The organism is Varibaculum sp. GTC20041, assembly GCF_055387755.1.
Genome location: NZ_AP041144.1, coordinates 1,769,995 through 1,790,456, shown reverse-complemented (window position 1 = coordinate 1,790,456; position 20,462 = coordinate 1,769,995). Strand labels below are relative to the sequence as shown.

Annotated in this window: 16 protein-coding genes, 2 tRNA genes and 2 rRNA genes; 19 read left to right on the top strand and 1 reads right to left on the bottom strand. The window is 54.6% G+C overall.

The window, feature by feature from the left end; genetic code table 11:
* Positions 1–10 precede the first annotated feature (10 nt).
* The 3 genes from ACZ5BI_RS07745 (at position 11) to ACZ5BI_RS07735 (ending at position 4,707) form a co-directional block, all read left to right on the top strand.
* Positions 11–3,095: ribosomal RNA gene (locus ACZ5BI_RS07745) — 23S ribosomal RNA — on the top strand.
* A 165-nt stretch (positions 3,096–3,260) separates the two neighbouring features.
* A 5S ribosomal RNA gene (rrf, locus tag ACZ5BI_RS07740) occupies positions 3,261–3,377 on the top strand.
* A gap of 136 nt (positions 3,378–3,513) precedes the next feature.
* Complete coding sequence (locus ACZ5BI_RS07735) at positions 3,514–4,707, top strand: glycosyltransferase family 4 protein (RefSeq protein WP_464896088.1); 1,194 nt, start codon at positions 3,514–3,516, stop codon at positions 4,705–4,707.
* 139 nt (positions 4,708–4,846) lie between these two features.
* Here the strand turns inward: ACZ5BI_RS07735 and ACZ5BI_RS07730 are convergent, their stop codons facing one another.
* Positions 4,847–5,608: an IclR family transcriptional regulator gene (locus ACZ5BI_RS07730; RefSeq protein WP_024058190.1), complete on the bottom strand. Its 762-nt coding sequence runs from the start codon at positions 5,606–5,608 to the stop codon at positions 4,847–4,849.
* A 91-nt stretch (positions 5,609–5,699) separates the two neighbouring features.
* On the opposite strand from ACZ5BI_RS07730, the gene leuC reads away from it, so the two are divergent.
* The 16 genes from leuC (at position 5,700) to ACZ5BI_RS07650 (ending at position 20,452) form a co-directional block, all read left to right on the top strand.
* Positions 5,700–7,127, top strand: coding sequence for a 3-isopropylmalate dehydratase large subunit (gene leuC / locus ACZ5BI_RS07725; RefSeq protein ID WP_464896087.1), 1,428 nt, complete (start codon positions 5,700–5,702; stop codon positions 7,125–7,127).
* Positions 7,128–7,130: 3 nt separating this feature from the next.
* Positions 7,131–7,796: a 3-isopropylmalate dehydratase small subunit gene (gene leuD, locus ACZ5BI_RS07720; RefSeq protein ID WP_464896795.1), complete on the top strand. Its 666-nt coding sequence runs from the start codon at positions 7,131–7,133 to the stop codon at positions 7,794–7,796.
* Between the two features lie 189 nt (positions 7,797–7,985).
* Complete coding sequence (gene murA, locus ACZ5BI_RS07715) at positions 7,986–9,305, top strand: UDP-N-acetylglucosamine 1-carboxyvinyltransferase (protein ID WP_101929377.1); 1,320 nt, start codon at positions 7,986–7,988, stop codon at positions 9,303–9,305.
* A gap of 9 nt (positions 9,306–9,314) precedes the next feature.
* Entirely contained in the window at positions 9,315–10,169 is an 855-nt protein-coding gene (locus ACZ5BI_RS07710) for a lysophospholipid acyltransferase family protein (RefSeq protein ID WP_288292345.1), read from the top strand.
* Positions 10,170–10,171: 2 nt separating this feature from the next.
* Positions 10,172–11,197, top strand: coding sequence for an NAD(P)H-dependent glycerol-3-phosphate dehydrogenase (locus ACZ5BI_RS07705; RefSeq protein ID WP_464896086.1), 1,026 nt, complete (start codon positions 10,172–10,174; stop codon positions 11,195–11,197).
* Positions 11,198–11,212: 15 nt separating this feature from the next.
* Positions 11,213–12,337 carry a D-alanine--D-alanine ligase family protein gene (locus tag ACZ5BI_RS07700; RefSeq protein WP_464896794.1) on the top strand — a complete coding sequence of 375 codons (1,125 nt, stop codon included), beginning with the start codon at positions 11,213–11,215 and terminating at the stop codon, positions 12,335–12,337.
* Between the two features lie 66 nt (positions 12,338–12,403).
* Positions 12,404–13,318, top strand: a complete 915-nt coding sequence (locus ACZ5BI_RS07695) for an ATP-grasp domain-containing protein (protein WP_464896085.1) — start codon at positions 12,404–12,406, stop codon at positions 13,316–13,318.
* Positions 13,319–13,440: 122 nt separating this feature from the next.
* A tRNA-His gene (locus ACZ5BI_RS07690) sits at positions 13,441–13,516 on the top strand.
* 203 nt (positions 13,517–13,719) lie between these two features.
* A complete protein-coding gene (gene rplU / locus ACZ5BI_RS07685) occupies positions 13,720–14,040 on the top strand; it encodes a 50S ribosomal protein L21 (RefSeq protein WP_038109296.1) in 321 nt (106 codons plus the stop codon).
* 24 nt (positions 14,041–14,064) lie between these two features.
* Entirely contained in the window at positions 14,065–14,316 is a 252-nt protein-coding gene (rpmA, locus tag ACZ5BI_RS07680) for a 50S ribosomal protein L27 (RefSeq protein ID WP_024058199.1), read from the top strand.
* A gap of 114 nt (positions 14,317–14,430) precedes the next feature.
* Positions 14,431–15,951 carry a GTPase ObgE gene (gene obgE, locus ACZ5BI_RS07675; RefSeq protein WP_464896084.1) on the top strand — a complete coding sequence of 507 codons (1,521 nt, stop codon included), beginning with the start codon at positions 14,431–14,433 and terminating at the stop codon, positions 15,949–15,951.
* A 143-nt stretch (positions 15,952–16,094) separates the two neighbouring features.
* Complete coding sequence (gene nadD / locus ACZ5BI_RS07670; protein ID WP_024058201.1) at positions 16,095–16,712, top strand: nicotinate-nucleotide adenylyltransferase; 618 nt, start codon at positions 16,095–16,097, stop codon at positions 16,710–16,712.
* On the top strand, positions 16,712–19,135 hold the full coding sequence (locus ACZ5BI_RS07665; protein WP_464896083.1) for a hypothetical protein: 2,424 nt from the start codon (positions 16,712–16,714) through the stop codon (positions 19,133–19,135). Before nadD ends, ACZ5BI_RS07665 begins: the two co-directional genes overlap by 1 nt.
* A 9-nt stretch (positions 19,136–19,144) precedes the next feature.
* Positions 19,145–19,588: a ribosome silencing factor gene (rsfS, locus tag ACZ5BI_RS07660; protein WP_464896082.1), complete on the top strand. Its 444-nt coding sequence runs from the start codon at positions 19,145–19,147 to the stop codon at positions 19,586–19,588.
* Positions 19,589–19,595: 7 nt separating this feature from the next.
* Positions 19,596–20,240, top strand: a complete 645-nt coding sequence (locus tag ACZ5BI_RS07655) for a histidine phosphatase family protein (RefSeq protein WP_316098157.1) — start codon at positions 19,596–19,598, stop codon at positions 20,238–20,240.
* A gap of 139 nt (positions 20,241–20,379) precedes the next feature.
* Positions 20,380–20,452: transfer RNA gene (locus tag ACZ5BI_RS07650), tRNA-Ala, on the top strand.
* The last annotated feature ends 10 nt before the right edge of the window (positions 20,453–20,462 follow it).

The following is a 20,462-nucleotide window of genomic DNA, read 5'->3' as shown; positions in this document are numbered from 1 at the left end:
TTTATTGGTTTGTTTTTTGTTTTTGAGCGTTTGGTGGATGCCTTGGCATCGTGTGCCGATGAAGGACGTTGTGGCTGGCGATAGCCTCGGGGAGTTAGCGAGCGTGCGTTGATCCGGGGGTTTCCGAATGGGGTAACCTGACCATAGTTGTGTGTGGTTGGCGCGCACTGAAGTTTTGATAGGTGTGTGTTGGTAGGGTGGGAAGTGAAACATCTTAGTACCGCCTTTTGTGAGATAGTCCGTGTGTAGTGGTGAGCGATAGCGGGTGTTGGCTAAACCGTTTGCGTGTGATACTCGGCAGGGGTTGCGTAGGCGGGGTTGTGGGACGAAATCGTTGAGAATCTGCCGGTTCTTGGAGCGTTTTTGTGTGTGCGAGGTGAACAGGTTGGGATGCCTGGCCGTAGACCGTGAGAGTCGGGTAGCTGGTTGTGCATGCGTGGCGTTGGGTTTTGTTCCCGAGTAGCGCGGGGCTCGTGGAATCTCGTGTGAATCTGCCCAGACCATTGGGTAAGCCTGGACGGGCATGGTGACCGATAGTGGATTAGTACCGTGAGGGAATGGTGAAAAGTACCCCGGGAGGGGAGTGAAATAGTTCCTGAAACCAAGCGTTTTTAAGCCGTCAGAGCCGCGGGATCCTTTCGGGGGTTGGTGTGGTGGTGGCGTGCCTATTGAAGAATGAGCCTGCGAGTTATGTTGCGTTGCGAGGTTAACCTGTTGTGGGGTAGTCGTAGGGAAACCGAGTCCTGGGGGCGTAATAGTAGCGTGGCATAGACCCGAAGCGGGGTGATCTACCCATGGCCAGGTTGAAGCGGCGGTAGAACGTCGTGGAGGACCGCACCCACCTAGGTTGAAAACTGGGGGGATGAGTTGTGGGTAGGGGTGAAAGGCCAATCAAACTCCGTGATAGCTGGTTCTCCCCGAAATATATTTAGGTATAGCGTTCCATTTTTTGCTTGCGTGTGGTAGAGCTACTGGTTGGTTGATGGGCCTTGTTGGTTACTGAGATCTGCTAAACTCCGAATGCGCGTTAAGTTGGTGGGGCAGTCAGACAGCGGGGGATAAGCTTCGTTGTCGAGAGGGAAACAGCCCTGATCATCGGTTAAGGTCCCTAAGTGTGTGCTGAGTGGAAAAGGATGTGTAGTTGCGTTGACAGCCAGGAGGTTGGCTTAGAAGCAGCCACCCTTGAAAGAGTGCGTAATAGCTTACTGGTCGAGTGATTGTGCGCCGATAATGTAGTGGGGCTTAAGCATGCCACCGAAACTGTGACTACAATGCTTTTGGTGTTGTGGGGTAGGGGAGCGTCCTGCATTGTTGTAGCGGCCTGGTGATGGGTCGTGTGTGGTGTGGGAGTGAGAATGCAGGCATGAGTAGCGAGTCCAGTGTGAGAATCGCTGGCGCCGATAAACTAAGGGTTCCAGGGGAAGGTTTATCCGCCCTGGGTTAGTCGGGTCCTAAGGCGAGGCCGTCAGGCGTAGTCGATGGTTGAGCAGTTGATATTCTGCTACCGGGATCAGACCGTATATAGCGCTTTTTCTTTTGAGCTTGACGCCCTTTTCGGTTCTTGTCTTCCTTCGGGTTGATAAGGGTCGTTGGGTTTTGGGTTTTTGGTTTGAGTGTTTTAGCTTCGTGGTGACACAGTGAGATTGCCTGGCGCGGTGGTGGTTTACCGTGTTCAAGCCTGTAGCCTGTCTTCTAGGCAAATCCGGAAGGCGTGTATGGTGAGGGGTGATGGTGAGGCCCGTTTTTGGGTTGATAACAGGGTTGGTCTGTACTGTCGAGAAAAGCTGCGTTGTGAGGTGTGTTTCCGCCCGTACCCTAAACCGACTCTGGTAGTTGGGTAGAGAATACTAAGGCGAGCGAGTGAATCGTGGTTAAGGAATTCGGCAAATTGCCTCCGTAACTTCGGGAGAAGGAGGCCCCACCCCTTGAAGAGCGTTTTCTGTTCTAGGGGGTGTGGGGTGCAATAGCAAGATGGAAGCGACTGTTTATCAAAAACATAGGTGCGTGCGAAGCTGTAAGGCGATGTATACGCACTGACGCCTGCCCGGTGCCGGAAGGTTAAGAGGAGCTGTCAGCCTTTTTTGGCGAAGCGGTGAATTTAAGCCCCGGTAAACGGCGGTGGTAACTATAACCATCCTAAGGTAGCGAAATTCCTTGTCGGGTAAGTTCCGACCTGCACGAATGGCGTAACGACTTCTGTGCTGTCTTGACCGCGAACTCGGCGAAATTGCATTACGAGTAAAGATGCTCGTTACGCGCAGCAGGACGGAAAGACCCCGGGACCTTTACTATAGCTTGGTATTGGTGGCTGGTTGTGTTTGTGTAGGATAGGTGGGAGACGTTGAAGCAGTCACGCTAGTGGTTGTGGAGTCGGCAAGTGAAATACCACTCTGATGTTGCTGGTTATCTGAACCTGGACCCATTATCTGGGTTAGGGACAGTGCCTGGTGGGTAGTTTAACTGGGGCGGTTGCCTCCTAAATGGTAACGGAGGCGCTCAAAGGTTTCCTCATCCTGGTTGGTAATCAGGGTTCGAGTGTAAGTGCACAAGGAAGCTTGACTGTGACACTGACGGGTGGAGCAGGTACGAAAGTAGGAACTAGTGATCCGGCAATGGCTTATGGAAGCGTTGTCGCTCAACGGATAAAAGGTACCCCGGGGATAACAGGCTGATCTTGCCCAAGAGTCCATATCGACGGCATGGTTTGGCACCTCGATGTCGGCTCGTCGCATCCTGGGGCTGGAGTTGGTCCCAAGGGTTGGGCTGTTCGCCCATTAAAGCGGTACGCGAGCTGGGTTCAGAACGTCGTGAGACAGTTCGGTCCCTATCCGCTGCGCGCGTTAAGACTTGAGAAAGTCCTGTCCCTAGTACGAGAGGACCGGGATGGACGAACCTCTGGTGTGCCAGTTGTACCGCCAGGTGCATGGCTGGTTGGCTATGTTCGGAAAGGATAACCGCTGAAAGCATCTAAGCGGGAAGCCTGCTTTAAGATGAGGTCTTTTAGGTTCCCAGCAGACTACTGGGTAGATAGGCCAGAAGTGTACACGTTGTAAAACGCAAAGCTGACTGGTACTAAACAACCATTAAAAAACAAATCACAACACTAAAACACACCGTGTGTTCAAGCATTCCACAATACGAATCGTCACGAAGACGCTCACACCCACTCTCAAACACCGTCTACAAGAACGGTACCCCCCAAAAAAAGGAAACTAACCAAAACAAGTTAGCAACAAGCACGGGGGTTGAACACATAGTCTTGTGGTGGTCATAGCGCCTAGGACACGCCCAGTCCCATCCCGAACCTGGAAGCTAAGCTAGGCAACGCTGATGGTACTACGCCCCAACGAGCGCGGGAGAGTAAGAAACCACCACAACCATCTTAAAAAGGAGGCCAAGCCCTAGGAGGGCTTGGCCTCCTAACTGTATGTAGAACTTTTTGCAGACCGTTGGTAGCTAGGCGTGGTCAAGACTGGTCGTAAACGAGGCGAGAACTATAGGTAGGATAAAGGCATGCGTATCGGGATAGTTACAGACTGCTACCCGCCACATATGGGGGGAATTGAAACTCAAACCTACAATCTAGCGCAGCGCCTGAAAGGAGCTGGACATTTACCAGAAGTAATCACTGCCACCCGAAACGGATCCTTCGTTGGGCGTCGTATAGAAGATAACATTCCGGTGCATCGTTTAGGCATGCCCACCCTTGGGTTTACACCTATGAATCCCTTTGCTGCCCCTCTATTTCGGGCTATTTTTCTCCGCTTCGATCTCTTGCATGTACATGTGGGAGTCTTGTCGCCCTTTGCACACTTGGCTCTGCAAATTGCTGCCGGAAGCCAGATTCCCACCTTAGTTACCTTCCACTGCGAACTGGCCGCTTGGGCTCCGTTAATGCGCAGCAGCGGCTTTTTCAACCGCTGGGTGGAGGTGGGAATCTTGTTTTCTGGAGTTTCCTCGCTAATGAACTCCCAAATTAACCAGTTACTAGCGCCCCAAAATCGGCAGTCTTGGCCGATAACCCCAAACGGGGTCGATACCGACTATTGGTCATCTCCAGCACCTGCCTTGGGATCGGCGTCCGGGCGCGAAAATATAGATAGACCAGGCTCGCCGATAACAGCTACTGACCCAAATTTAGAGGTTCCCGCTATTAACACTTTTCACGCAGTCAGTGCTATCCGTTTAATGCCCCGCAAACGACCACTGGCGCTTATTAAATTTACCGAAAGAGTAAACCAAATCCTGGGTAGTCAAGGAAATTTGCAGCTAAAGATTTTTGGGGAAGGGGCGCTGCAACCCCTGCTGCGTCAGCAGCGGCAAGTTAGCCAGGGACAAGTTATCCTACCAGGTAGGCAGGATCCCTCTGGTCTGTTAACCGTTTACCGCCAGGCTGACTTTTTTATTACCCTATGCCTGCATGAAAGTTTTGGGATCGCGGCCGCGGAAGCGCGAGCTAGCGGGTTACCGGTAATCGTCCGCTCACAAAGCCCCATAACCGACTTTATTACCGAGGGTGTCACCGGTATTACCGCTGACACTGACCAGAAGCTAGCGGAAAAAACCGCCGCCGCCCTCTTAAATGGAAAGCTGAAGAATCTGCGCGACAACTGCAAGCGGCAGCCTAGCCCAGTCTCCTGGGAACGGTGCCTCCAGGCAACGCTGGCGGCCTATGAGCAGGCAATAGAGTATCGCCGAAAAAAGTAGCTTCACGCTGCAACAAACTTAAAACAAATAGGGACGATCCCTAGCAGAATTGATTTGCCCCAGGACGCGATAGAAAGAACCGCGATCAACCCCGGGCTCTGTCCCTGGAGTTGCGGGCACGCCCTCGGGAAAAATAAAGCTAGTTGCCCTTCGCTTGTTTCTTTGCTGCCATAATCCCTTCTGCGCGGCGCATAAAATCCGAGAGCCTACTGGCAGCAGCCACCACTGCCGGGCCGTGAATCCTGCCGGGCTGGCGTCCCATGCGATCAATGGGACCAGAAACACTCAAAGCCGCCACCACTTTTCCCGAGGCTAGCCGTACTGGCGCAGAAACGGAGGCCAATCCGGGTTCGCGTTCTCCGATAGATTGTGCCCAGCCCCTGCGGCGGACTACCGATAGTTGGGTGGCCGTGAAAGAGGCTCCTTGCAGGCCGCGATGCAAGCGGTCAGGTTCCTCCCAGGCTAGTAGAATTTGCGCAGCGGAACCCGCCTTCATGGACAGTGCCGAACCGGTGGGAGTCGAGTCACGCAACCCCAGAGGAGACTCGCAGCTGGCGACCACAATTCGCTGATCTCCTTGGCGGCGATACATTTGCGTCGATTCTTGGGTGTGATCGCAAAGCGCTTTCAAAATTGGGCGAGCTGAAGCTAGGAGACGATCTTCCCCAGCTGCCGACGCTAGTTCCCCAATTCGCGGGCCTAAAATAAAACGGCCATGTACATCTCGCGCTACGAAACGGTGATACTCCAACGCGACCGCTAGCCGGTGTGCCGTCGGACGCGCCAGACCAGTACTGTTCACCAGCTGAGCCAAGGTACCAGGCCCTGCTTCTAGGGCGCTTAGGACGAGAGTGGCCTTGTCGAGAACCCCGACCCCACTGCCTTCACTTTTATTGTCCATGTATTGATATTGCCATCTTACAGCGTGGAATTCCAACTACACTTTCGAAAAGACATTACAAATCCATCGGGACGAGATCGAGGAGGCATACATGGCTAAGACCTTAGCGGAAAAAGTTTGGGCTGCTCACGTGGTTAAACACGGCGAAAATGGGGCGCCCGACCTGCTATATATTGACCTCCATCTCTGCCATGAGGTGACCAGCCCGCAAGCCTTTGCCGGGTTGCGAATGGCGGGGCGAAAAGTACGTCGCCCCGACCTGACTATCGCCACCGAGGATCACAACACCCCCACCGTGGATATTGATCTACCGATTAAAGATCAAACCTCCGCTACTCAGATTCGTACCTTGCGGGAAAATGCTAAAGAGTTCGGAATCCGGCTTCACTCCCTGGGGGACGCCGACCAAGGCATCGTGCATGTAGTTGGCCCCCAGCTGGGACTTACACAACCGGGGATGACAATTGTTTGCGGAGACTCCCACACTTCCACCCACGGAGCTTTCGGGGCGTTAGCTTTTGGGATAGGCACTTCCCAGGTGGAGCAGGTCTTAGCTACCCAAACTTTGCCGCTTAAACCTTTTAAAACTATGGCGGTTAACATTCCCGGGAAGCTAGCTCCCGGGGTTTCGGCAAAAGACATTATTTTGGCGATTATCGCCAAGATCGGCACTGGCGGCGGGCAGGGCTACGTGATTGAATATCGCGGTGAGGCCATCGAAAACCTCTCTATGGAAGGGAGGATGACCATCTGCAATATGTCTATTGAGGCGGGTGCGCGCGCGGGAATGATCGCCCCTGACCAGACCACTTTTGACTATATTAAAGGGCGTCCTCATGCCCCTAGCGGTGAGCAGTGGGAAACCGCTACCCGCTATTGGCAGAGTTTGCGTACTGATCCAGATGCCCACTTCGACCGGGAAGTCACGATTCCCGCCGAAAGTATCGAGCCTTTCGTAACCTGGGGCACCAATCCTGGGCAAGGGGTGCGGCTGAGCGGGCAAGTACCTGATCCCGAGCAGCTGCACACCGATAGTGAGCAAGATGCTGCCCGGCGGTCCCTAGAATATATGGCTCTAACCCCGGGTACCCCGATGCGTGATATTAAAGTGGACACGGTTTTTATTGGCTCGTGTACCAATGGAAGAATCGAAGATTTACGCACCGTAGCTAAGGTTTGGCGAGGACGTAAGAAAGCTGAGGACGTGCGAGTACTAGTGGTACCGGGATCTGCGCGGGTGCGACTGCAGGCCGAAGCCGAAGGATTAGATAGAATCTTCACTAGCTTCGGGGCCGAGTGGCGTAACGCTGGCTGCTCCATGTGTCTAGGAATGAATCCAGATAAGCTGGGAGAGGGCGAGCGTTCGGCTTCTACCTCGAACCGAAACTTTGAAGGCCGGCAAGGTAAGAACTCACGTACCCATTTGGTTTCCCCGGCGATCGCGGCCGCCACTGCGGTGACCGGGCATTTATCAAGTCCGCGAGATCTACCAGAAGTAACCACCAGGAAAGAGGACTAAATGATGGAAAAATTTATCTCCCATACTGGTATTGCTGCCCCGTTGCGCCGTTCGAATGTTGATACCGATCAGATCATTCCGGCAGTCTATTTAAAGCGGGTGACTAAAACGGGGTTTGAGGACGGTCTTTTCGCGGCCTGGCGGCAAGATAAAGACTTCGTGCTAAACCTAGCTCCCTTCCGGGAGGCATCTATTTTGGTTGCTGGCCCCGACTTTGGTACCGGCTCCAGCCGAGAACACGCAGTGTGGGCGCTACGGGACTATGGATTCAAAGTGGTTTTAGCTCCCAAGTTTGCCGATATTTTTCGGGGAAACTGCGAAAAAGATGGCATGGTGGCCGGGGTCATTAGCCTGGAAGACTGCCAGACTTTGTGGAAATTGCTAGAGGAAGAACCGGGGAGCACTGTTACCGTCGACTTAGCGGAACAGAGCGTTACTTGCGGGGCTTTTTCCTGCAGTTTCCAAATAGATAGCTATACCCGCTGGCGCCTGATGGAAGGGCTTGACGATATTGATCTCACTTTGCGAGATGAGGACGTCATTAGTGCTTTCGAAACGGCGCGGCCTAAGTTTTATCCCTGCACCCTGCCGACGAAACATTTACCCCCTCGAGAGGTAGTTTCTGCGCGCGAAATGCCCCTGAGAATACCCGAGTTTAACCAGCCATAGTTGCATGTTGCTATCCGGCTAATACGCTCAGTAGCCACCGAAAGAACTTTCACCTGCTAATCCTGTTCGCTACCCGATATTTTGGTGCGATTCCCCTCGCCCAAAGCGCAATTCCTGCCAGGTGTCTGCCTGCAAGTGCGAGGGCGGGTACACTGGGCATATTGAGGAAAGCGGAAAGGGAAATAACAGGTGGAACCGGTTCTAGAAGTGCAAGGCGGACATCCGCTGACAGGCCGTATAAAGGTACGAGGGGCAAAGAACTTTGTCCCCAAGGCGATGGTGGCGGCGCTGCTAGGCACTACCCCTTCTATTTTGAAAAATGTGCCTCTAATCCGGGACGTAGATATCGTTTGCGGTTTGTTGGAACTGCACGGGGTGAAAACCGACTACGATTCGGGCAGCGGACAGCTACTTATCGACCCCTCTAATGTAGAGGCCGCCCAGGTAGCCAGTATCGATACCTTAGCGGGATCGTCACGGATTCCGATTCTATTTTGTGGTCCGCTACTGCACCGCCTCGGAGAAGCCATCATCCCGGATTTGGGGGGATGTGTGATTGGGGATCGTCCGATAGATTTCCACTTGTCTATTTTGCGCTCTTTCGGAGCCCAGGTAGACAAACTGAAATCGGGTATCCATATCGCCGCTCCGGAGGGGCTGCGGGGAGCGGTCATTGAACTGCCCTATCCTTCAGTGGGCGCCACTGAACAGACCCTGCTGGCAGGAGTGCAAGCCGAGGGGATCACGGAGCTGCGAGGCGCCGCCATTGAACCGGAAATCATGGATCTGATCAATGTGCTGCAAAAGATGGGCGCGATCATCAGCGTAGATACTGATCGCACTATCCGGATCGAAGGGGTAGAAAATCTGGAAGGATTCACCCACACCGCCCTGGCAGATCGGATCGAAGCAGCCTCTTGGGGATCTGCGGCTCTGGCTACTCACGGCGATATTTTTGTCGAGGGCGCTTCTCAGCCGGAAATGATTACTTTCCTAAACATGTTCCGCAAAGTAGGGGGCGCGTTCTCGGTCGAACCTGACGGGATTCGCTTCTACCATCCGGGCGGAGAACTCAAACCGATCGTGCTAGAAACCAATGTACATCCTGGTTTTATGACTGACTGGCAACAACCTATGGTGGTGGCTCTCACCCAGGCACAGGGACTGTCGATCGTGCATGAAACTGTCTATGAGCAGCGTTTTGGTTTTACCAAGGCTCTAAATAAAATGGGAGCCCAAATCCAGCTGTACCGGGAATGTTTAACCGGGTTGGCCTGCCGTTTCGGGCAAAGAAACTATTATCATTCGGCGGCAATTTCTGGGCCGACTCCGCTGCATGGTGCCGATATTACTATCCCCGACCTGCGGGGAGGATTCTCTCATTTGATCGCGGCACTGGCGGCTGATGGAAAATCTACGGTGCGGGGAATCGATATGATTAGCCGCGGATATGAGCATTTCCTTACTAAACTGGGTGCATTAGGTGCGCAAGTCAAGCTGGAAAAATAAGGGGTAACTATGGCCGGTAAGTTTTCTCGCTTTTATAAGTTTTGTGTACGCGTGGCGCGCGTTCCAGTAGGGGCGGTTACCCGCCGACATTGGGAAGGGCAGGAAAATCTGCCCAAAGAAGACGGGTTCGTAGCGGTAGTCAACCACATTTCCGAGTTCGACTCCATGACCCTCATGCACTTCATGACCAGCGCCGGCTATCCGGTGCGGGTTCTTTGCAAAGAGGAACTCTTTAAAGTTCCGATCCTGGGGTCGATTATGCGTTCCTGTGGGCAAATCCCGGTTTACCGGGAATCTACCCACTCCCGAGATGCTTTAGCGGCTGCGATTGAGGGCTTGCAAGCCGGTGAATGCATAACCGTCTACGGGGAGGGAACCCTGACTCGCGATCCCGATTTTTGGCCGATGCGGATGAAAACGGGGGCAGCGCGGATGGCGCTGCGCGCCCGGGTTCCGCTGGTGCCAGTGGTGCAATGGGGGGCGCAAGACGTTCTTGATCGCTATGGACGCCGCCCTAATCTGAAAGGTAAAAAGGACGTCTGGGTTAAGGCCTTGCCGGAAGTTGACCTATCGGATCTGTATGACCGGGCTGAAGAACCAGAAGTTTGGTATCAGGCAACCGAAAGAATCGAAGAGGCGATTTGCCGCGGGGTGGAAGAGATTCGGGGCACAAAAATGCCGCACCGGCCGTTAGATCGCAAATCTGCCCGGATGCCTTCGAAGAAACAGCTAGGGATAGCCGCTAAGGCATGGCGGGCAGATCATCCGGGAAAGCTGGTAACCGCGCGCAGCCTGGGAGAGCTTGACCCATATTTAGCAGCTGCATCTAACGCCGCTAATCCGGCAACGCAGGAGGATAACTGATAATGGCCACCTCTGCGGCTCGCAAAGTCGCCGTGCTGGGTGCAGGAGCCTGGGGAACAGTATTTGCCCAAATATTAGCGGATGCCGGCAATGAAGTGCGGATCTGGGCGCGGCGACCAGAACTAGCTGCCCAAATTAATGCGGGGGAAAATCCGCGCTACGTGCCGGGAACAACTCTACAAGGGATTAAGGCATCCAGCGACTTGCAATGGGTATGTCAGGGCGCCGGAATGGTGGTGGTTTCTATCCCCTCCAACGGGGTACGCACTTTGCTCCAGCAAGTTCGGAGCTTCCTCCCCCTAAACGCCACGGTGATATCGCTGGTAAAGGGGCTAGAAGCAGGCACTTTGCAAACCATGACCGAAGTAATCGCTCAGGCTGGCGAGATTCACCCGTCCCGGATAGTGGCGGTGTCCGGGCCGAATCTCTCCGGGGAGATTGCCCGTCATGAACCTACGGGAGCGGCGGTTGCGGGGGAAGATGCCTGGCGCGCCGGGCTGGTGGCATCGCGTATCCACACCCATTATTTCCGCCCCTACGTGGCCGAGGACATAGTTGGGGTAGAAATCGGGGGAGTGGTAAAAAATGTTATCGCCATGGCAGTAGGGGCTGCTGATGGTCTGGGGTTAGGGGTTAATTCTCGCTCTTTCCTGATTACGCGTGGCCTGGCAGAAATGGTGCGTTTAGGGGTAGCGATGGGTGCCCAGCCAGAGACATTCCTGGGACTTGCCGGGCTCAGCGATCTGGTAGCTACCTGTTCTTCGTCCTCGTCACGAAACTTTTCCTTTGGGTATCGTCTGGGGAAAGGGATGAGCGTTTCGGAAGCCTTGGAGGCTTCGGCAGGTACGGTTGAGGGGGCCCGCTCTTGCCCAGTAGTGCGCGATTTAGCGCATAAACATGGAGTTTCTATGCCGATCAACTCGGCTGCCTATCGGGTGATTAGCGGGAAACAAAGCTTAGAAGAAGCGTTAGTATCTTTAACTGCCGGGCCGCGGGTAACCGATGGACCCAGTGCACGAATGGTGTAGAGAGGATCAACCGTGATGCAAAACAATCAACGTAAACCTCGGCTATTAGTGCTGTTCGGGGGAGAATCGGGGGAGCATGGGATTTCTTGTGCGACCGCTGCCGGGGTAGTAGAAGCCATCGACCATGACCGTTTCGAGGTAGTTACTGTAGGGATTACCCCGCAGGGTCAGTGGGTGCCGATAGATTTTAGTTCCGACCAGTTCCAGATATCTGATACCGGTGTCGCGGAAGTTCCTGCTGCCAATCGGCAGTTGTTCTTATCCCCGGGAGATGGACACGTGGTGAGCCTACCCACCCAGCTGGGGGCAGAATTTTCCTTGAGCGATCTCGGCAATTTTGACGTAGTATTCCCGCTGCTGCATGGACCTTTCGGTGAGGATGGAACCGTACAGGGACTGTTAGAAATGATGCATCTGCCGTATGTGGGATGCGGAGTGCTGGCATCGGCGGCCGCTATGGATAAACCCACCACCAAGGTGCTTTTGCATGAGGCCGAGCTGCCGGCCGGAAAATGGGAAACCGTAACCGCCGGGCAGTGGAAGCGTGACCGTGCTGGGGTAACTGAGCGTCTAGAACGCCTGGGGTTGCCGGTATTTGTAAAACCGGCACGGGCTGGCTCCTCCCTGGGGATCACCAAGGTTAGCGTCGCTGCTGACCTAGAAGCAGCGATCACCAAGGCGCAAGCGGTAGATCCGCGGGTGATTGTAGAACAAGAACTTACCGGTTTTGAGGTGGAATGTGCGGTGCTGCAGGGAGCAGATGGGCGTCCTCGTACCACCGAGCCGGGACGCATCGCCATGGGTGATGACGTGCCATTTTATGACTATAAAACCAAATATTTTGGGGAAGATACCGTCAGCTTAGAAATCCCGGCAAAGATCCCCGGGCATTTGGCTACTCAGGTGCGCGAGATAGCTGCCCAGGCTTTTGAAGCCCTTGGGTGTGAGGGCCTGGCACGAGTGGACTTCTTTGTTGATCCGGAAAAAGATGCGGTAGTCATCAACGAAGTTAACACCATGCCCGGATTCACCCCGTTTTCTATGTATCCTAAACTGTGGGAATATATGGGCATTGGGTATTCGCAGTTGATGGAAGAACTGATTACTTTGGCGTTATCGCGTCCAGTGGGATTGAGATAAGTTATTTCAAAAGAATAGGGATCATTTCCTAGGCTAATGACGAGCAGAACAATTAGGGTTGGAGATATGGCGAAAAAACGCGTTACCTTAGTGACTTGTGCGCAGTATCCGGAGCTATCCGAGGACGAGGCCGGGCTAGTTGATGAACTGAACTCGCGGGGGGTCGATGCTCGGATCGCGATTTGGAATGATCCCCACGTGGACTGGGAAGAAGCGGGGGTGTGTGTAATCCGCGCCGTGAGGGATTACGCCGCCAACCGCGAAGAATTCGTGCAGTGGGCGCACCAGGTTCCGCGTTTGTTGAATCCGGCGGATGTGACCGAGTGGGCAACCGATAAACACTATCTACTTAACCTGCAAGAACAAGGCGTTCCCGTTATCCCTACTACCTGGTTAGAACCGGAACAGCATCTGAATAAACACCAGGTGCACACCCGATTCCCTGCTTATGGAGAGTTCGTAGTCAAACCGGCAGTCTCTTCCGGGGGACGGGAAATGGGCCGTTATGATGCCAATAACGGTATGGCACGAATGGCAGCAGTAACCCACGCCAATCGTCTCCTACAAGAGGGGCGTTCGGTTATGGTGCAGCGTTACCTATCAGAAGTTGATGAGCACGGTGAATACTCTCTGGTTTATATGAACGGGGTGTTATCGCACTCGGTAGAAAAGGCCGCTATGCTCACCAACCCCAATACCACTGAGGTGCAGGCGCAAGAAACAGTAACCGGTAACCGGCAGCCAAATTCCGAAGAATGGATTTTTGGAGAAAAGGTACGTTCGGCGATTCATCGCATGATAAAACAGCGCCTGGGACACGATCAGCATCTGCTGTTCTTGCGGATTGACATTGTTCCTGATGGGAAAGGATCCTATTACCTGATGGAAGTGTCCCCGGTAGACGGTTCGTTGTATCTACGTACTCGCGAGGACGGGATCGGTACTTTCGCGGACGCAATTTGTAACCGCGTTTTCTGGTAAAGCTCCATTCTTACCTGCAAGGATAGTAGGTGTGAGCGGATACATAGCCCGCAAGTGTCGCAATAATTTCATCTGAAGCCCCCGGTTAGATAAAGTGGGTATTCGTCGCTATGCGATAAATGGTGGCTGTAGTTCAGTTGGTAGAACGCCTGGTTGTGGTCCAGGAGGTCGCGGGTTCGAGCCCCGTCAGCCACCCCATACGGCAACTGTCCTGCAGTTTGCCGCATAGGCGGTTCAAATAGTTCCTTGAACTTGCGGTGGCAGATAACACACTGTCTGGACAGGGATTTTGTTTGAAAATTGCCGCCGGTATCGACTACCCTGGTTAGTCGGTGCTGGTTGTTTGGAAGGCCGGCGGGGTTCGGTTTTCCGGACACAAGAAAATGTACGTGACTAAGGAAATGAGCAGCAAAGTGGTCTACGCGATCGTCAAGGCGGGCGGCCGTCAAGAAAAGGTCTCCGTCGGGGATGTAGTCGTCGTCGACAAGCTGGCAGCAGAAGTTGGCGACACCGTCGATTTCCAGCCAGTGATGGTAGTTGACGGTGACCAAGTCACCTCCGACGCCGCTGATCTAGAGAAAATCAAGGTAACGGCAGAGGTCTTAGAACAGACAAAAGGACCGAAGGTTCGGATTCTGAAGTTCAAGAACAAGACCGGATACACTCGCCGCATGGGCCACCGCGCCAAGCTGACCCAGGTAAAGATCACTAAGATCGCCTAACCTCAGGCAAGAAAGGAAAAGAAAATGGCACATAAGAAAGGGCTAGGTTCCTCTTCTAACGGCCGTGACTCTAACCCGCAGTACCTGGGGATCAAGCGTTACGGTGGAGAAAACGTCAACGCCGGGGAGATCCTGGTTCGTCAGCGGGGAAGCAAGTATCACCCCGGGACTAACGTGGGAATGGGCAAAGATGACACCCTCTTTGCTTTGGCCGCCGGATCCGTTGAGTTCGGTCGCAAACGCGGTCGTAAAGTCGTAAACGTAGTTTCGGCTTAAAGCAAAGCAAATACTTTTTTAGGTAGCGGGGTCGGGTTACGACCCCGCTACACTTGTATAGTGACCAACGGGCGGTTGCTAGTGACTTTTCCGCCGCACCTCTAAGGAGTAAGCATGGCCAGTTTTGTTGATCGAGTAAAAATCGATGTGACTGCCGGTAATGGCGGTAATGGCTGTGTCAGTATTCGGCGCGAAAAATATAAACCGCTGGGCGGCCCCGATGGAGGCGATGGGGGACGCGGCGGCAGCGTGTTCTTAGAGGTAGATCCCCAGTCGCATACCCTGCTCGATTACCACCATTTACCGCACCGCAAAGCCACTAACGGCACTCCCGGGATGGGAGACAATCGCGAGGGCGCGAACGGAGAAGATTTGGTACTCCCGGTTCCTCCCGGGACGGTAGTCAAATCTGAAGATGGCCAGATTCTGGCGGATCTGCAAGGAGCCGGCTCACGCTTGGAGGTTGCGCGCGGGGGAACTGGCGGTAAAGGCAACGTCGCGCTGGCTACCCGCAAGCGGAAAGCCCCCGGATTCGCACTTTTGGGGGAGGAGGGCGAGTCTCGTGTCCTTATCCTAGAGCTAAAGTCGGTAGCCGATGTGGGGCTGGTAGGATTCCCATCCGCCGGTAAATCTTCCCTGATCGGAGCTATTTCCGAGGCAAAACCGAAGATTGCGGATTATCCGTTCACTACCTTGGTACCAAACCTGGGGGTGGTGCAGGCCGGAGATGAACGTTTCACAGTGGCAGATGTCCCCGGTTTGATTCCCGGTGCTTCGCAGGGGAAAGGACTGGGACTGGACTTCCTCCGTCATATTGAGCGGTGCGCAGTGATTGCGCACGTGGTGGATTGTGCAAACATGGAGTCCGAGCGCAACCCGGTCGATGATATTGAAGCTCTAGAGGCCGAATTGGCGGCCTATGAAAGCGACCTGGACGAAGTTTCGGGATATGTGCCTTTGGGCGAGCGGCCTCGAGTAATTGTTCTGAATAAAATGGACATTCCCGATGCCGCAGAGATGGCGAAACTACAAGCAGAACAATTAGCCGAATTTGGCTGGCCCATGTATGCAGTTTCCGCGGTTACCGGCCGCGGCCTGGAGGCTTTAGTGTTCGCCTTGGCAGACATGGTATTGCGGCTGCGTAAAACGGAGCCAGAACGCGAAGTCCAGCCGGTGCAGGTGTTGCGACCACAGGCCGCGGGGGATTCTAGCTTTACGGTTACGAAGCAAAAAACTGGGCAAGGACTGGTTTATCAGGTGCGGGGAGAAAAACCCGAACGTTGGGTTAAGCAGACTGATTTTGCCAATGATGAGGCGATCGGCTTCCTGGCAGACCGACTCTATAACTTAGGGGTGGAAACAGAGCTGCTCCAATCAGGCGCTAAGAGCGGAGATACGGTGGTTATCGGCGAGATGGAAGGCGGAGTGATCTTCGACTTTGAACCTATGCAATCTGCCGGTGCCGAACTGCTGGGTGCTCGCGGACAAGATTTACGTTTAGGGGGATCTAGCCGGCGTACTAACCAGGAGCGGCGCGAGCAATATCATCAGATGATGGATGGGAAAGAAGCAGCTCGCCAGAATTTGCGGCGAGAAGCAGAACAGGGGTTGTGGACGGATCCTTCTACGGACTAGCTGGCTAACGAGTCGAGATAGTCGTTTTGTCGACAAAATATTTACTTCCGTCACGAAGAGCGGTAAAGGATATTAGGACTCGCTCACCTTTGGTAGGATTGAAGCTACCGGTCTAGCAGAAAAGCTGGCAAGAAGGGGTATTAATGGCGGTAGGCATTGGCGTCACGGGCAGGCGTATCGGAGTCATGGGTGGTACCTTCGACCCGATTCATCATGGCCACTTGGTGGCGGCATCTGAGGTGCAGCACCGCTACGACCTCGATGAAGTTATTTTCGTGCCGACAGCTACCCAGCCGTTTAAGAAAGGGCGGCGGGTTACAGTGCCAGAGCATCGCTATTTAATGACCTCTATCGCTACCGCTTCCAATCCGCGTTTTACCGTTTCTCGCGTGGATATTGAACGGGGCGAAACCACCTACACGGTAGACACCTTGCGGGATTTAAAGCGGGAACGTCCTGGTTGCGACCTATTTTTTATTACTGGGGCGGACGCTTTGCGTAAAATCATGGATTGGAAAAACGCGGACGAACTGTTCCAACTGGCGCGATTCGTGGGGGTAACCCGCCCCGGTCACCGCTGGGGTGACACCGAAAAACTACCTGCCGAGCGGGTGTCTTTGTTAGAGGTTCCTGCCATGGCTATTTCTTCGACCGACATCCGTCAGCGGGTGGCATCCGGGGCTCCGATCTGGTACTTGACTCCGGATGGGGTTGTGCAATACATCGCGAAATATGGTCTTTATCTGGAGGATAACCACTAATGAGCGAAGCAGACTTTCCGAATCGCCCTGAGGGGCAGACCTATTCGCCGATTTCTAAGTACGGCCAGATTTCGATTGCGGAACAGTTAGCTCGCCTGGAGGAGATCCGCACCGGAGGACGACGTCCAACTTATCGCGCCCATCCGACTTCGCAAGAGTCCCAATGGGGACAGATCCAAGAAGGATTTAGCCAGGTTGAGGGGGATATTTCTTGGCAGCTACGCCAGGAGTCATTGGCAGCTGCGCAGCAAACACATCGCAATCTTAGCCCGGAACAGGATGGGCGCAGTTGGGTACAAGACTATCGAGAAAAGCAACAGATGCGTAAAGTCGCGCGAGAAGCGCGAGAAAAGGCAGAGGCGGATTTACAGCGGCTATTGAAGGAACGGGAGGAAGCTCAAGCATACGCCCGGGAACAGGAACGTTTAGCGGCTCAGGCTGCGGAACGTTTACGCCAATTAGAGGATGCCGAGCAGGAAGCTTTGCGTACTGCTGCCCGTCAACAGCAGCAGCGGGAACAACAAGTTTTAAACACGCAGGTCGCGGAAGAAAAAACTGAAGCCGAAAAAATGGCGGAGCTATTGGCTTCGTTTCAAAATCTACAGGCGGGATCTGGGCAACCACCCGCAAGTGCCCCTGCAGCTCCAGCTGATGCTACGCCGCGGGCAGCACAGGCTATCCCCAAAGAGTTACAACCGGTTTCGCAAGGGCCGGTGCAGTCTTCACCGCGAGATTCGCTAACCAAACCGCGCCCTCGCGCTGTCCCGCAGGAGCCGGCAGCGCCGCTCGCGTCAACTCCGCAACCGGGATCCCCCCGACAAGCTCCCGCAGTTGAGGCGAGGACGCAGGCGGGGGTAGCTGCTGCTTCAGTACCTTCAGAGGAGAGACATTCGCAGGCCACCTCACGTATTTTTGCAGATGCCCCCGGCGGCTCTGGTAAATCGGTTTATTCGCCAGCAAATGCCGATGCGGGCTTTTCTGGCACCACCCCAGGGACGGGGGCGGCTCTTGATGTCGATACTACCCAACCCGTGAGAGTAAGTCCGATTGACGCTCTAGCTGATAAGGCCGACGACCGGGCGCTCGCCGATAGTTTAGCTTTTGCAGCTACCAGTAAGAATCTTGCGGAAACTAGGTCAGTTCCGGCTCCGACTGCGGCTCGGGCTCCGCAGATGCCGGCTCACCTGCCTGCTAGTGCTGTCCCGGCGTCCTCAACCTCTGCTTCCTCCCAGGCTAGGGGACAGGAAAGAAGAGACGTTCGTTCACAGGTAACTTCTCCGATGGCTCCAGCCGGGCCAGTACCGGCAGTGCCGGCCGCTACTAGCATGCAGAATCCCCCGCAAACCTCTGCGCGGGGATTAGCGCCCAACGCGGCTAACTTATCTCCATTAAATATAGCCGCTGGTGAAGCTGGTTCCGCTGCTGAGCTATTCCAACAGGCCTTGGCGCAGAGTAAATTGGGGGTAACCAAACCGGCTGCAGCCCCTTCCGCTTCGCTCACCTTAGCGGGGCATACCGGAAGTCAGGCATCTGTGCGTCCAGCTCCGGCGCCCCCGGCCGCTACTGCAGGGCAGCGTCAAGTTTCAGCTTTTCCCGCTGCTACTCAGGTCGAACCGCAAGTTTCGCAGGTGCAGTCCGCTCCCGTTTCAGCTCCTGTTCCTGCGCCCAGCGCGCAGCCCGCCTCTCCAGCTCCCGCTGTTCCCGCTGTTCCCGCTGTTCCCGCTGGAGCCGCTGTTCCCGCTGGAGCCGATGTTGCTGCTCAAGCTAACGTGGCGCTGCCCCAGCCTGCTTTGGCGCGGCCAGAAGCAGCGCCTCAGACAATAGGCGCTACGCAGCCAGTGGTAACCCCTCCGACGGCACAGCCAGCGCAGCCAGCGCCTACGTCAGGTACAGGAGCTGTACCAGGAGCGACTGCAGTGCCGTCAGCTAATGCACAGCCACTCTCGCCGGTTATTTCCGCACCGGCTGCGGCGCCAGTTGCCCCAGCTGCTGCAGCCCCCGCGGTTACTGCCACAAGTCCGCTAGCGGTTCCTGCTGCGGCTGACAGTCCGACACTAGCGCCGTTAGCCGATTCCTCGGAAGCTAAACCGAGCGATGCCTCGCCCGTTTCCGCCGAAAGCGAGTCTCCTCAAGAGGAGAAAACCCGGTGGTGGCAGCGGAAAAGGAAAGCAAAAAAAGCTGAGGCCCCGGAGCAGGAAGACATTCGCGCCGGGGCGTGGCAAGAATCCGCTGATGAGGAGGGCGAGGAAGAGCCACTAACGTTTATCCAAACGTTCTTGCGTTGGGTGCTTAGGCTATCTATCTTGCTGATTATTGCTTTGGGAATGGTGCTTACTATGGATCGACCAGTGATTTCTCAAACGATGGGGCAGGATATCTTCCAACCCGGTATCGTAGATAATGTAACCGTTACTCAAATATAGGAGTTCTTCTTGGTCGAAAAGCTTGACCCGCATCAATTAGCTGAAATCGCTGCCCAGGCGGCTGCCAGTAAACTGGCGACTGATGTGGTGGCGATTGATGTTCACGAACAAACTATCATTACGGATATTTTCGTGATTTGTTCGGCCGATAATCCGCGCCAAGCGCGAGCGATTATGAATGAAATTGATCATGCCTGCCATGATGCGGGCGCTGATCCGACCACTATTGAGGGTAATGATGAATTCCGGTGGGTACTCATGGAGATACCGGGGGTAATCGTGCATATTTTCCTGGCTGAAGAGCGCGAATATTACGGGCTGGAACGACTGTGGAATGACTGCCCACGCATCGAATTGCCCGATTTGGAGGAAGCAGTCCAGGCGGAGCAGGCTCGGGTAGCTGCTCAAGGGGTGCGTGGGGACGCTGCGAGTTTGATTGTAGGGCTAGATTAGGCAACTCATGGCGAAGAGGATTGTCCTTTGGCGACACGGTCAAACTGACTATAACCTGCAGGGACGGGTACAAGGACAGGTGGATATTCCCCTTAATCAGACGGGGGTAGCCCAGGCCGCGGCGGCCGCGGAAGAGCTAGTTAAGCTTAAGCCTGAGCGGATTGTGTGTTCTGACTTGGGGCGCGCTCAGGATACGGGACAGGCTCTGGCTGATCTGTGTGGCGAGAGCGTTCAGTTTGGGGTTGACGAGCGCCTACGTGAACGTGCATTCGGGGATTTTGAGGGTCTTTCGGTGAAAGAACTGCAAGATCGTTTTGCGGCACGCTATGAAGAATGGCGGGCAACCGGGGAATGTCCCCTGGCGGGTGTAGAGTCGCGCGGTGAAGTCGGGTCGCGGGTTGCCGAATGCGTTGCTGATCATTTTGACGAGGTAGAGGGCGTCTTAGTGGTGGTGTCTCACGGTTCAGCTTTGACGCAGGGATTGGTGAAGATTATGGGCTTGGATCCTTTGGCCTGGCAGGGACTGCGAGGGTTAGATAATTGCCACTGGTCCACGGTGATTCCTTACTCACGAAAGCCGGGATGGCGTCTGGTCTCACACAATATTGGAGCCCCCGAGGTTCCCGGTTCGGCGCTACCTTCCTTGGCTTAGGGCGTGTGGCAGGGTATGAGCTGTGGTAGTAACGACTATGTCGGAATACACAGACGGGCGATTTGAAGTAAAGGCTCACTGTTAGTTAAAGTTATTTGGTGCCTACCGAGCGGGCTTGTGAAGGTAGGACATGGCTTTCGGGGCTATAGCGCAGTTGGTAGCGCGCTTCCATGGCATGGAAGAGGTCGCGGGTTCGATTCCCGCTAGCTCCACTAACTGCCT

Excerpts from the sequence above, each read along its gene's own strand:
- ACZ5BI_RS07735 (WP_464896088.1), top strand. The coding sequence starts at position 3,514 with ATGCGTATCGGGATAGTTACAGACTGCTACCCGCCACATATGGGGGGA.
- ACZ5BI_RS07730 (WP_024058190.1), bottom strand. The coding sequence starts at position 5,608 with ATGGACAATAAAAGTGAAGGCAGTGGGGTCGGGGTTCTCGACAAGGCC.
- leuC (WP_464896087.1), top strand. The coding sequence starts at position 5,700 with ATGGCTAAGACCTTAGCGGAAAAAGTTTGGGCTGCTCACGTGGTTAAA.
- leuD (WP_464896795.1), top strand. The coding sequence starts at position 7,131 with ATGGAAAAATTTATCTCCCATACTGGTATTGCTGCCCCGTTGCGCCGT.
- ACZ5BI_RS07710 (WP_288292345.1), top strand. The coding sequence starts at position 9,315 with ATGGCCGGTAAGTTTTCTCGCTTTTATAAGTTTTGTGTACGCGTGGCG.
- ACZ5BI_RS07705 (WP_464896086.1), top strand. The coding sequence starts at position 10,172 with ATGGCCACCTCTGCGGCTCGCAAAGTCGCCGTGCTGGGTGCAGGAGCC.
- ACZ5BI_RS07700 (WP_464896794.1), top strand. The coding sequence starts at position 11,213 with ATGCAAAACAATCAACGTAAACCTCGGCTATTAGTGCTGTTCGGGGGA.
- ACZ5BI_RS07695 (WP_464896085.1), top strand. The coding sequence starts at position 12,404 with ATGGCGAAAAAACGCGTTACCTTAGTGACTTGTGCGCAGTATCCGGAG.
- rplU (WP_038109296.1), top strand. The coding sequence starts at position 13,720 with ATGAGCAGCAAAGTGGTCTACGCGATCGTCAAGGCGGGCGGCCGTCAA.
- rpmA (WP_024058199.1), top strand. The coding sequence starts at position 14,065 with ATGGCACATAAGAAAGGGCTAGGTTCCTCTTCTAACGGCCGTGACTCT.
- obgE (WP_464896084.1), top strand. The coding sequence starts at position 14,431 with ATGGCCAGTTTTGTTGATCGAGTAAAAATCGATGTGACTGCCGGTAAT.
- nadD (WP_024058201.1), top strand. The coding sequence starts at position 16,095 with ATGGCGGTAGGCATTGGCGTCACGGGCAGGCGTATCGGAGTCATGGGT.
- ACZ5BI_RS07665 (WP_464896083.1), top strand. The coding sequence starts at position 16,712 with ATGAGCGAAGCAGACTTTCCGAATCGCCCTGAGGGGCAGACCTATTCG.
- ACZ5BI_RS07655 (WP_316098157.1), top strand. The coding sequence starts at position 19,596 with ATGGCGAAGAGGATTGTCCTTTGGCGACACGGTCAAACTGACTATAAC.